Source organism: Pedococcus cremeus (assembly GCF_900111375.1).
Lineage (GTDB): Bacteria > Actinomycetota > Actinomycetes > Actinomycetales > Dermatophilaceae > Pedococcus_A > Pedococcus_A cremeus.
In genome coordinates this window covers 1-12,027 of record NZ_FOHB01000005.1, presented here as the reverse complement: position 1 = coordinate 12,027, position 12,027 = coordinate 1, and the positions used below count along the sequence as shown (strand labels likewise).

Below are 12,027 nucleotides of genomic sequence, written 5' to 3'. Positions count from 1 at the left end.
ATGACGAAGCCCGCCGAGATCTCGGCGGGCTTCGTCTCGTGCAGGGTCGGTCACACGTCGTGGAGCGGCTTCTCCTTGGTGGCCAGCTCACCGGAGGCCTTGGCGCTCGCGCTGAGGGTCTCCTCCTCGGTGTGCGCCACCGGGGGCTTGGCCTCGTCGTGCTGGTTCGGCAGGGTCCACCGGGCGGTGGTCATGCCGGCGTCCTCGGCCCGTCGCAGCGCGTCGTTGATGCACTGCTCGGCCTCGGTGCGGCCGGCCCAGTGCGCGCCCTCGACGGACTTGCCGGGCTCGAGGTCCTTGTAGGTCTCGAAGAAGTGCTGGATCTCGAGGCGGTCGAACTCACTGATCTGGTCGAGCTCCTTGATGTGCGCCTGGCGCGGGTCGCCGGCCGGCACGCAGAGGATCTTGTCGTCGCCGCCGGCCTCGTCGCGCATGTGGAACATGCCGATCGGGCGGGCCCGCACGATGCAGCCGGGGAAGGTCGGCTCCTGCAGCAGCACGAGCGCGTCGAGCGGGTCGCCGTCCTCACCGAGGCTGTCCTCGATGTAGCCGTAGTCGGACGGGTAGCTCATCGCGGTGAACAGCAGCCGGTCGAGGCGGATGCGCCCGGTCTCGTGGTCGACCTCGTACTTGTTGCGGTGACCCTTGGGGATCTCGATGGTGACGTCGAACTCCACGACGGCTGCCCCTTACTCTCTGTGGTGTCTCTGGGTGCTTCGGTGCCTCTGGGTCGTTCCGCTGGGTGGTGCGCGATGACCTAGGCTCGCGGGCAAGTCTTCCGTATCAGCGGTTCAGGAGCATGAGGGGGTCGTGTGCGTCGACTGGTCGCCGCCCTGCTCGCCCTGCTGGTGCTGGTCGTCGGCTACGGCGCGCTCGACGTCTTCGACCTCGTGCCCGGCATCCTGACCCGCACGGCGCCCGCCGAACCGGTGCCCGCTCCCGCGGCCACCGGCGCGGCCACCGCCGCCCCCGAGCCTGCGCTGCCCACCCCGGTGGCCTCCGCGGCCCCGCTGGACCAGGCGGCCCTCTCTGCCGCGCTGCCGGCGCCGACCGTGCTGCGCCGCGAGCTGGCCGGCGAGCTCGCCGACCCCGCGCTCGGCCGGTCGATCGGCGTGACGGTGCGCGACGCCTTCACGGGCGCGCACCTGCTCGACGTCGACGCCTCCCGGGCCAGGGTGCCCGCCTCGACGGCCAAGATCCTCACCGCCCTCGCCGTGGGGGTGACGCTCGACCCCACCAGCACTCTGCCCACCCGCGTCGTGCAGGGCCGCTCACCGTCGGAGGTCGTCCTCGTCGCCGGCGGCGACACCCTCCTCGCCCCCGGGAAGGGCAACCCCACCGCCGTGGCCGGGCGGGCCGGGCTCGCCGACCTCGCCACCCAGGTGGCCACCGCGCTCCAGGCCGCCGGCACCGGCAAGGTCACCGTGCGGCTCGACATGAGGTATGCCGCCGGGCCGCGCTACGCGCCCGGGTGGAGCATGGCCGACGTCTACGCCGGCTACACCCAGGGCGTCTCGATGCTGGGACTCGCCTCGCAGCGTCCGAAGCCGGGCCACCCCTCGCCGCTGCGCTCGGAGGACGCCACGCTCGCCGCCTTCGTCACCGCGCTGCGCAAGGCCGGGATCACGGCGACGGCGGCACCGGAGTCGGCACGGGCTGCCACGGCGGCCCCGCAGGCGACCGAGCTGGGCCGCGTTGAGTCGGCGCCCGTAGGCGACGTGCTCGCGCTCGCGCTCGACGACAGCGACAACGCCCTCACCGAGTCGCTGGCGCGGCAGGCCACCGTCAAGGCGGGTGGCGCAGCGACCTTCGGGGCTGCGGTCGCCTTCGTCCACCGCACCGTGCAGGGCCTCGGTGTCGACCTGACCGGCGTCCGGCTGAAGGACACCTGCGGGCTGACCTCCGGCCAGGCCGTCCCGGCCCGGGTGCTCGGCGACGTGCTGGCGCTGGGTGCGAGCGGCACCGTGCCCTCGATGCGCGACACCCTGTCGCACCTGCCGGTGGCCGGGCTCGACGGCACCCTGCACGACCGCTTCGGCGGCCAGCGCAGCAGGTCCGCCGCCGGCATCGCCCGGGCCAAGACGGGCACGCTCACCGGCGTGAGCAGCCTGGCCGGCACCGTGGTCGACCGTGACGGGCGGGTCCTGACCTTCGTCGTCATGGCCGACAAGGTGCCCGGGAGCTTCGCCGGCACCCTCGGGGCACGTGCCGCGTTGGACCGGTTCGTGGCGGCCCTCGCGTCCTGCGGCTGCCGCTGACCTACGGTGGGGAGATGAGCATGACCGACACGAGCCAGAGCCCGGTGGACTGGGAGTTCGCCAAGCAGACCGGGGCGCGCATCGTTCCCGCCGGCCCCAAGGTGAGCCCCGACGAGGCGGCCGGGGTGGTGGCCTCGATCCGCGCGGCGGCTGCCCGGGCCCAGCAGCCGGTGGCCGAGACGGCCCGCCTGCAGGCCCCCGGCGAGGCGCCGGCTCCGCTCGTGGTCGACCGGCCGACGTGGATCAGCCTCAACGCCGACTCGATGTCGGCGATGGTCGACCCGGTGTTCGCGAAGATCGTCGGGCGCCGCAAGCAGCAGCCCTCGCCGACTGTGGCCGCGGTGGGCGGCAAGGTCACCGGCGCTGAGGCGGGTGCGCTGCTGGCGTTCATGGCGAGCAAGGTGCTGGGCCAGTACGACCTCGCGCCCGGCGGCACGCCCCGGCTGCTCCTGGTCGCCCCCAACGTGGTGCACGTCGAGCGTGAGCTCGGCGTCGACCCTGACGACTTCCGGCTCTGGGTGTGCATGCACGAGGAGACCCACCGCGTGCAGTTCACCGCGGTGCCGTGGCTGCGCGACCACATGGTCGACCGGGCCCGCGCGCTCGCCACCGAGATGGCTCCGGACCCCGAGAAGCTGCAGGACATCGTCAGCCGGCTCTCCAAGCAGCTGCCGGAGGCGTTCCGCAGCGGTGGCGCCGGCATCACCGAGCTGATCGCCACCCCCGAGCAGCGCGAGCGGCTGGCCCAGATGACCGCCGTCATGTCGCTGCTCGAGGGCCACGCCGACGTGGTCATGGACGAGGTCGGGCCGCAGGTCATCCCCTCGGTCGCGCAGATCCGGGCGCGCTTCAACGAGCGGCGCAAGGGCGTCGGGGCCTTCGACCGGCTGCTGCGCCGCCTGCTCGGCCTCGAGGCCAAGATGCGCCAGTACCGCGACGGGGCGGTCTTCGTCCGGTCGGTTGTCGACCAGGTCGGTGTCGACGGCTTCAACCAGGTGTGGACCTCGCCCGAGACGCTGCCGCTGCCGCGTGAGATCGAGGACCCCTCGACCTGGGTCGCCCGGGTCCACGGCTGAGACACCGGTGACGGCGGGGGAGCGGCCGGTGACGCTGCGATGACCGGTCCCGAGCCGGTGGTGGCGGCGGTCCGGCACGCCGTCCGCGGCGTGCTGTCCACGCTCGACCCGGGCGCCCGCGTGCTCGTCGCCTGCAGCGGCGGAGCCGACTCGCTCGCGCTCGCCGACGCGGTGGCCTTCGAGGCGCCCAAGCTGGCCGTGCAGGCGGGCGCGGTCGTGGTCGACCACGGGCTCCAGCCCGGGTCGGCCGACGTCGCCCGGCGGGCCTCCCTGCAGTGCCGGGCCCTGGGCCTCGACCCGGTCGAGGTCGCGCGGGTCGCGGTCGACCCCGCCCGCGTCGGGCCTGAGGCCGCGGCGCGCACGGCCCGCTACGCGGCCCTCGACGAGGCCGCCGAGCGGCTGGGCGCCGAGCTCGTGCTGCTCGGGCACACTCGCGACGACCAGGCCGAGCAGGTGCTCCTCGGGCTGGCTCGCGGGTCCGGCGCCCGGTCCCTCGCCGGTATGCCGCCGCGGCGCGGCCGCTACGCACGTCCCCTCCTCGGCCTCTCCCGGGCCCAGACGGCCGCCGCGTGTGCGGCGAGCGGGCTGGAAGCCTGGGAGGACCCGCACAACGACGACCCGGCATACGCGCGGGTCCGCGCACGCTCGGTGATGCCCGCCCTCGAGGCCGCGCTGGGACCCGGGGTCCCCGCCGCCCTCGCCCGCACCGCAGACCGGCTCCGCGAGGACGCCGACCACCTCGACGCCGAGGCGGCTGCCGCGGCCGAGGAGCTGGGGGAGGGCCCTTGGGACGTGGCCGCCCTGGCCGCGGTGCCCCGGGCGGTGCGCACGCGGCTGTGGCGGCTGCTCGTCGTGGCCGCCGGCGCCCCCGCCGGCCAGGTGGCGTTCTCGCACGTCGAGGCCTGCGACGCCCTGCTGACGCACTGGCACGGGCAGGGGCCGATCAGCGTGCCCGGGCCGCTCTCGGTCCGCCGCTCGGGTGGCCGGGTGTCCATCACCCGCCGGCCTCCGGTTGAATAGGCGAACCGCCGCACTGCGATCACACCGAACCGACAACAGGAGTAGGAACGTGGACGCTGCCCACATGGGAGCCGACCTCGAGAAGGTGCTCATCACCGAGGAGCAGATCCTCGCCAAGCTCGACGAGCTGGCCAAGGAGATCTGGGCCGAGTACGAGGACAAGGACCTGCTGCTCGTGGGCGTGCTCAAGGGCGCGGTCATGGTGATGGCCGACCTGTCGCGGGCCCTGCCCGGCACCGCCCCGGTGGACTGGATGGCGGTCTCGTCCTACGGCTCGGGCACCAAGTCCTCGGGCGTGGTCCGCATCCTCAAGGACCTCGACACCGACATCACCGGCAAACACGTCCTCATCGTCGAGGACATCGTCGACTCGGGCCTGACCCTGTCGTGGATCAAGGCCAACCTCGAGTCGCGCTCGCCCGCCTCGGTGGAGATCTGCACGCTGCTGCGCAAGCCCGAGGCGGCCAAGGTCGAGATCGACGTCCGCTGGGTCGGCTTCGACATCCCGAACGAGTTCGTCGTCGGGTACGGGCTCGACTACGCCGAGAAGTACCGCAACCTGCGGGTCGTGGGCACCCTCGCCCCGCACGTCTACTCCTGACGGGCCCTGACGGGCACGTTGAGGGTTTCGGTGGCGGAACACCCGTGGGAACTGCATCGTTGACCCCCACAGGCGGCGATCACGCCCGTGTACCGTCGTCAACTACGTCGCGTCCCGTCAGGGCCCGGCGCGTTCGCTGATCGAGCAGGAGGCTCGGGGTGGCAGCACCCCGCACACACATGGACTTCAAGCGCATTCTCCGGACCCCGCTGTTCTGGGTCATCGTGGTGGTCGCCACCACCCTCATGGTGTTCTCCTTCAGCGACAGTGGTGGCTACACGCGGATCGACACGTCGGCAGCTGAGCAGCTGATCACCGACAAGAAGGTCGAGCGCATCCAGATCACCAACAACGAAGTCGTCGACATGGACCTCAAGTCCGGTCAGACGTACTCCAACGGCGACGGCGTCAAGAACGCGACCAAGGTCCGCACGCAGTACGTCGAGGCGGCCGGTCCGGACTTCGTGAAGCTCGTCGCGGCGAACAAGCCGCCGGGCGGCTACAACATGGAGGTCAAGGACACCAACCCGCTGCTGGCGCTGCTCGGGTCGCTGCTCCCGATCATCATCCTGCTCGGCCTCTTCTGGTTCCTCATGTCGCAGATGCAGGGCGGCGGCTCGCGCGTCATGCAGTTCGGCAAGTCCAAGGCCAAGCTCGCGACCAAGGACACCCCCAAGGTCACCTTCTCCGACGTCGCTGGCGCGGACGAGGCGGTCGAGGAGCTCCACGAGATCAAGGAGTTCCTGGCCGAGCCGGCCAAGTTCCTCGCGGTGGGGGCGAAGATCCCCAAGGGCGTCCTGCTCTACGGCCCGCCCGGAACCGGTAAGACCCTGCTCGCCCGCGCCGTCGCCGGCGAGGCCGGCGTGCCGTTCTACTCGATCTCCGGCTCGGACTTCGTCGAGATGTTCGTCGGTGTCGGTGCCTCCCGCGTCCGCGACCTGTTCGAGCAGGCCAAGGCCAACGCCCCCGCCATCGTGTTCGTCGACGAGATCGACGCCGTCGGCCGCCACCGTGGCGCCGGCCTCGGCGGTGGTCACGACGAGCGCGAGCAGACGCTGAACCAGTTGCTCGTCGAGATGGACGGCTTCGACGTCAAGACCAACGTCATCCTCATCGCCGCCACCAACCGGCCCGACATCCTCGACCCGGCGCTCCTGCGCCCGGGCCGCTTCGACCGGCAGATCGCCGTCGAGGCGCCGGACATGATCGGCCGCCACCGCATCCTCGAGGTGCACGCCCAGGGCAAGCCGATGGCCACCGGCGTCGACCTGCTGGCCGTGGCCCGCCGCACCCCGGGCTTCACCGGTGCCGACCTGGCCAACGTCCTCAACGAGGCCGCCCTGCTCACCGCGCGCGGTGACCAGAAGCTCATCGACAACGCGGCGCTCGACGAGGCCATCGACCGCGTCATCGCGGGCCCGCAGAAGCGCACCCGGATCATGTCCGCCAAGGAGCGGAAGATCACGGCGTACCACGAGGGCGGGCACGCCCTGGTCGCCGCGGCGATGAACCACACCGACCCGGTCACCAAGGTGACGATCCTGCCGCGTGGCCGGGCCCTCGGCTACACGATGGTCATGCCGACCGACGACAAGTACTCGACCACGCGCAACGAGATCCTCGACCAGCTCTCGTACGCCCTCGGTGGCCGCGTCGCGGAGGAGGTCGTCTTCCACGACCCGACCACCGGCGCCGCCAACGACATCGAGAAGGCCACCGCGATGGCCCGCAAGATGGTCACCGAGTACGGCATGAGCGAGCGCATCGGCGCGATCAAGCTGGGCCAGAGCCAGGGCGAGGTCTTCCTCGGCCGCGACATGGGCCACCAGCGCGACTACAGCGAGGAGGTCGCCAGCGTCGTCGACGAGGAGGTCCGTCGCCTCATCGACGCCGCCCACGACGAGGCCTGGCACGTCATCAACGACAACCGCGCGATCCTCGACCACCTGGTGCTCGAGCTCCTCGAGAAGGAGACGCTCAACGCCAAGGAGCTCGCGGAGCTCTTCGCTCCGGTCAAGAAGCGCCCGCTGAGGCCGACCTGGCTCTCGAGCGAGACCCGGCTCCTGTCCGACCAGCCGCCGGTGCTGACCCCGGCCGAGCGCGCCGCCCAGAACGGCTCGCAGAACGGCGCGGTGCAGGGCGACGGCGCGGTCCAGAGCGCGGACGGCCAGCAGAAGACGGCCGCCGCCGTGGACGAGGCCGCTCAGGCAGGTGCCTACCCGCACCACGAGGAGCACCCGCCGACGAAGACGATCGAGGTTCCCGAGGGCGGCCATGTCGACCCCAACTCGCACTGAGGCCGAGGGCGACGCCGTCGGCGCGCGCAACGACATCGACTTCGCGCGCGCCGAGGCGGCCGTCCGTGAGCTCCTGATCGCGGTGGGGGAGGACCCCGACCGCGAGGGGCTCGTCGACACGCCGGCCCGGGTCGCCCGGGCCTACGCCGAGACGTTCGCCGGCCTGCGGATGACGCCGGAGGAGGTGCTGTCGGCGACCTTCTCGATCGAGCACCAAGAGATGATCATCGTGCGCGACATCGAGGTCTACAGCACCTGCGAGCACCACCTGGTCCCGTTCCACGGGGTGGCTCACGTCGGCTACATCCCAGCGCGTGACGGCCGGGTCACAGGCCTGTCGAAGATCGCCCGGCTCGTGGAGGTCTTCGCCCGCCGTCCGCAGGTGCAGGAGCGGCTGACCACCCAGGTGGCCGACGCCCTCGTCGAGCACCTCGAGGCCCAGGGCGTGATCGTCGTCGTGGAGTGCGAGCACCTGTGCATGTCGATGCGCGGTGTCCGCAAGCCCGGCTCCCGCACCATCACCTCCGCCGTGCGCGGCCAGCTGCGTGACGCCGCCACCCGCGCCGAGGCGATGTCGCTCCTCCTCGGTGGCAAGCGGTGACCACTGGGTCGCCCACCACCGAGCAGTCCTCGACCCGCCCCACCTCCCCCCGTGCTCCGCGGGTCCTGGGCAACCTCACCTACCTCGTCGGTGTCGTCGACCTCCTGACCGGCCTCTTCCACGGCTGGCGGGTGCGCACCCAGTGGCTCGCCGAGCTGCTGCCCGGGGCGCTGTCCGACGCGGCGGCCGCCGCCACGATCGTCTCGGGCGTCTTCCTCATCGTGCTCGGCCACTCGCTCAAGCGGCGCAAGGTGCGCGCGTGGCGGGCCGCCGTGGCCCTGCTGGCCATGTCGACGGCGCTGCACATCGTCAAGACCGAGCCCGCGTCAGCCGTGCTGTCGCTGCTCGGCCTGGCCCTGCTGGTGCGCTACCGCTCCTCCTTCCGGGCCCTCGGCGACCCCAAGACCCGCTGGCGTTCGGTCGGTGCCTTCGCCGGCCTGCTGGCGTTCTCCCTGGTCGCGGGCAGCTTCGTCATCTTCATGGCGCGCGACGACATCGTGGGGGGCTGGCCCTCGACGACCGACCTGCTGACCGAGCTCGTCTACGGCTTCGTCGGGGTCACCGGGCCGCTGCAGTTCACCTCCGACCGAGCCGGCGACGTCGTCTTCTCCGTCCTGCTCGGCCTCGGCCTCATGACCCTGCTGACGCCGGTCTACCTAGCGCTGCGGCCGCCGGAGCCGCGGCCCGCGATGTCGGACGACGACGAGCAGCGGCTGCGCGAGCTCATCTCGCGCCACCCCGACTCGCTGGGCTACTTCAACCTCCGTCGTGACAAGGACGTCGTCTGGTCACCGAGCGGGAAGGCAGCCATCGCCTACCGCGTCGTCTCCGGAGTGATGCTGGCCAGCGGTGACCCGATGGGCGACCCGGAGGCGTGGCCGGGCGCCATGAAGGCGTTCCTCGAGCGCGCGGAGGAGCACGCCTGGACCCCCGTGGTGCTGGCCTGCTCGGAGCGGGCCGGGCGCGCGTGGGTGCGGGACACCGACTTCTCGGCGTTCGAGCTGGGCGACGAGGCGGTGGTCGACACCACCACGTTCACCCTCGAGGGCCGGCCGATGCGCAACGTGCGGCAGATGGTGCGCCGCGTCGAGCGGGCCGGCTACGTCGTGGAGGTGACCCGGGCGTCCGAGGTGGACGAGGGGGTTCGCCGGCGGGTGCTGGTGGACGCCGAGGCGTGGCGGAGCTCCGACACCGAGCGGGGCTTCTCGATGGCGCTCGGGCGGCTGCTGGAGCGGGAGGACGGTGACTGCGTGTTCGTGGCGGCACGGCAGGATGGGGTCGTGCGCGCGTTCCTGCAGTTCGTCCCGTGGGGCTCCGACGGCATCTCGCTCGACGTCATGCGCCGCGACCGCGACGCCGACCCCGGCGTCAACGAGCTCATGATCGCCGCGGTCCTCCAAGCCGCTCAGGGCCTGGGCGTGAAGCAGGTGTCCCTCAACTTCGCGGCCTTCCGCTCCGGCCTCGAGGAGCGTGAGCGCCTCGGTGCCGGTCCGATCGCCCGGCTCTGGGGGTGGGTGCTCCACGTCGCCTCGCGCTGGCTGCAGATCGAGAGCCTGTACCGCTTCAACGCCAAGTTCCAGCCGCAGTGGCGCTCCCGCTTCCTGATCTACCCCACGGGGCGCGACCTTCCCCGTGCCGCGCTCGCCGCCCTGGAAGCAGAGGCCTTCCTCACCTGGCCGAAGCTCGGCCGGCTGGGGGCGTCGCGATGAGCCTGTCCCTCGAGCCGCGCACCACGCCCCTCGTGATGGGCGTCGTCAACGTGACCCCTGACTCCTTCAGCGACGGTGGCCAGTGGTTCGAGCCGGAGGCGGCGCTCGCCCACGGCCGTGAGCTGCTCGAGCAGGGCGCCGACATCCTCGACGTCGGAGGTGAGTCGACCCGGCCGGGCGCGGAGCGTCCCTCGGTGGAGGAGGAGCTGCGCCGGGTCCTGCCGGTCGTCCGCGAGCTCGCTGGCCTCGGAGCGGTGGTGTCGGTCGACACCATGCGCGCGGAGGTGGCGGCCCGGGCCGTGGAGGCCGGCGCGGCCGTCATCAACGACGTCAGCGGCGGCCTCGCCGACCCCGAGATGGCCGCCGTCGCGGCATCCGCAGCGGTCCCGTTCATTGCGATGCACTGGCGCGGACACAGCCGCGACATGCAGGACAAGGCGGTGTATGCCGACGTGGCCGCCGAGGTGTGCGCCGAGCTGACGGTGCGGGTCGAGCAGCTGCAGGCGCAGGGCATCGCCCGCGAGAACCTCGTCCTCGACCCCGGGTTCGGCTTCTCCAAGCTCGCGGCCCACAACTGGAGCCTGCTGCGCCACCTCGACCAGGTGGTCGGGCTCGGCCTGCCGGTGCTCGTGGGCACCTCGCGCAAGACCTTCCTGGGGCGGCTCGGGGTGCCGGAGGGCGGCCCTCCCCGGCCCCCGCTCGAGCGCGACACCGCGACTGCGGCGACATCCCTGTATGCCGCCCAGGCCGGGGTGTGGTGCGTGCGTGTCCACGACGTGCCCACCACCCTCGATGCCCTGCGGGTGGCCGCAGCCGTGAGCGAGGCACCGTGAGCGGGACACCATGAGCGACCAGATCGTCATCAAGGGCATCTCGGCCAAGGGCTTCCACGGCGTGCTCGACCACGAGAAGCGTGACGGCCAGACGTTCGTCGTCGACGTCGTCATGGAGGTCGACCTCGCCCCGGCCGGTGCCAGCGACGACCTCGCCGACACGGTCAACTACGCCGAGGTGGCCGGAGACGTCGTCGGCATCATCGAGGGCGAGTCTCTCGACCTCATCGAGGCCGTCGCCGAGCGCATCGCCACCTCCGTGCTGACCCGGCCGCTCGTCGAGGCCGTCGAGGTCGTGGTGCACAAGCCGGAGGCTCCGGTCGGCCATCCGTTCACCGACGTGCTGGTGCGGGTGCGCCGGGAGCGGGAGACGCCCGTGGTGGTCGCCCTCGGCTCCAACATCGGCGAGTCCCTCGAGACCCTGCACCATGCCGTCGTCGCGCTGCTCGGCGCGGTCGACATCGACGCGGTGTCTCCCGTGGTGGAGACGGACCCGGTCGGCGGACCCGACCAGCCGGCATACCTGAACGCCGTCGTGGTGGGCACCACCTCGGCGTCGCCGCGGGCACTGCTGCGGTTCCTGCACGACATCGAGCACGTGCACGGGCGCACGCGTGAGGTGCGGTGGGGGCCGCGCACGCTCGACCTCGACCTCATCCAGTACGGCGACCCCGCGTTCGACACCGACGTGCGGACGGACGACACCACGTTGACCCTTCCGCACCCGCGAGCCCACGAACGGGCCTTCGTGCTCGTGCCGTGGCTGCAGGCGGATCCCGAGGCCACCCTGCGGGTCGACGGCGGGGTGCGGCGCGTCGAGGACCTCGTGGCGGAGATGGACACCTCCGGCGTGCGGCCGGGCCCCGAGGGCGACCTCCTGGACGACTCGTGGTGACTCGCGCATGGTGAACGAGGGACGCGGACTCAAGATCTCGCACCTGGTCGGCGTCGCGCTCGTCGTGGGCGCGCTGTCCTGGATGGGCTGGAGCATCTACCTCGGCAGGGGCAACCTGCTGCCGCCGTCGACGTGGATCTCGTCGGTCATCCTCCTCGTCACCGCGGCGCTCGTCTTCGCCGCCGGCCTGCCCATCCGCCGGTTCCTCCAGGGGCGGGCCACCCGGACCCTGAGTCCCATCCGGGCCGCGCGCACGCTCGTGCTCGCCCAGGCCGCCGCGCTCACCGGGGCCGGCGTGCTCGGCTTCTACGCCGCGCAGATCCTGCTGCTCGCGCCCGACATCGACCTGCCGTCGTACCGCGCGCTGTTCTGGCGGCTGCTCGCCCTCTGTGCCAGCGCCGTCCTGCTCGCCGCGGCCGGCATGGCGACCCAGCGCATGTGCCGCATCGAGCCGCGCGACGAGGACGAGGAGCGGGACCGCGAGGACGAGGACCGCCGCTGACCCTCTGGCCGACCGGCCACAGCTGGCACCCACAGCGGACTCGGTCGACAGGTGACTCGCACGGTGAGCACTTCTCGACGCACGCTCAGATGACTCGTCCGTGGCGCGCGCCCGTCACACGCTCAGGTGAGCCGCTGGGTGCGCGCTACGGGTGTGCCGGTGCGCGGACGTTCCATCCGCACTCCGCTTCGCTCCGTGCTCCCGCCAGTCCCAGCCAGCCCGCGCACCGGCACAC

General features: G+C 72.3%; 11 protein-coding genes. 10 read left to right on the top strand and 1 reads right to left on the bottom strand.

The annotated features are described in order from the left end of the window. Positions 1 to 50: 50 nt before the first annotated feature. On the bottom strand, positions 51 to 677 hold the full coding sequence (locus BMW78_RS10820; protein ID WP_091759230.1) for an inorganic diphosphatase: 627 nt from the start codon (positions 675 to 677) through the stop codon (positions 51 to 53). 135 nt (positions 678 to 812) lie between these two features. Here BMW78_RS10820 and dacB point away from each other — a divergent pair, with 135 nt between their 5' ends. The 10 genes from dacB (at position 813) to BMW78_RS10770 (ending at position 11,792) form a co-directional block, all read left to right on the top strand. Beyond that, complete coding sequence (gene dacB, locus BMW78_RS10815) at positions 813 to 2,258, top strand: D-alanyl-D-alanine carboxypeptidase/D-alanyl-D-alanine endopeptidase (protein WP_091759228.1); 1,446 nt, start codon at positions 813 to 815, stop codon at positions 2,256 to 2,258. 14 nt (positions 2,259 to 2,272) lie between these two features. Beyond that, positions 2,273 to 3,334, top strand: coding sequence for a zinc-dependent metalloprotease (locus BMW78_RS10810; RefSeq protein WP_425439052.1), 1,062 nt, complete (start codon positions 2,273 to 2,275; stop codon positions 3,332 to 3,334). 39 nt (positions 3,335 to 3,373) lie between these two features. Next, complete coding sequence (gene tilS, locus BMW78_RS10805; RefSeq protein WP_091759226.1) at positions 3,374 to 4,354, top strand: tRNA lysidine(34) synthetase TilS; 981 nt, start codon at positions 3,374 to 3,376, stop codon at positions 4,352 to 4,354. A 49-nt stretch (positions 4,355 to 4,403) separates the two neighbouring features. Further along, complete coding sequence (gene hpt / locus BMW78_RS10800; protein WP_091759224.1) at positions 4,404 to 4,955, top strand: hypoxanthine phosphoribosyltransferase; 552 nt, start codon at positions 4,404 to 4,406, stop codon at positions 4,953 to 4,955. Positions 4,956 to 5,134: 179 nt separating this feature from the next. After that, complete coding sequence (ftsH, locus tag BMW78_RS10795; protein WP_091759222.1) at positions 5,135 to 7,252, top strand: ATP-dependent zinc metalloprotease FtsH; 2,118 nt, start codon at positions 5,135 to 5,137, stop codon at positions 7,250 to 7,252. Next, positions 7,230 to 7,853, top strand: coding sequence for a GTP cyclohydrolase I FolE (gene folE, locus BMW78_RS10790; protein WP_091759219.1), 624 nt, complete (start codon positions 7,230 to 7,232; stop codon positions 7,851 to 7,853). Before ftsH ends, folE begins: the two co-directional genes overlap by 23 nt. Further along, complete coding sequence (locus BMW78_RS10785; RefSeq protein ID WP_091759217.1) at positions 7,850 to 9,562, top strand: phosphatidylglycerol lysyltransferase domain-containing protein; 1,713 nt, start codon at positions 7,850 to 7,852, stop codon at positions 9,560 to 9,562. Before folE ends, BMW78_RS10785 begins: the two co-directional genes overlap by 4 nt. Next, on the top strand, positions 9,559 to 10,395 hold the full coding sequence (folP, locus tag BMW78_RS10780; protein WP_091759215.1) for a dihydropteroate synthase: 837 nt from the start codon (positions 9,559 to 9,561) through the stop codon (positions 10,393 to 10,395). Before BMW78_RS10785 ends, folP begins: the two co-directional genes overlap by 4 nt. 10 nt (positions 10,396 to 10,405) lie before the next feature. Continuing rightward, on the top strand, positions 10,406 to 11,290 hold the full coding sequence (gene folK / locus BMW78_RS10775) for a 2-amino-4-hydroxy-6-hydroxymethyldihydropteridine diphosphokinase (protein WP_091759213.1): 885 nt from the start codon (positions 10,406 to 10,408) through the stop codon (positions 11,288 to 11,290). 7 nt (positions 11,291 to 11,297) lie between these two features. Further along, the gene (locus BMW78_RS10770) at positions 11,298 to 11,792 is read left to right on the top strand and encodes a DUF3180 domain-containing protein (protein WP_091759211.1); all 495 of its coding nucleotides are present in this window, start codon (positions 11,298 to 11,300) and stop codon (positions 11,790 to 11,792) included. Positions 11,793 to 12,027 lie beyond the last annotated feature (235 nt).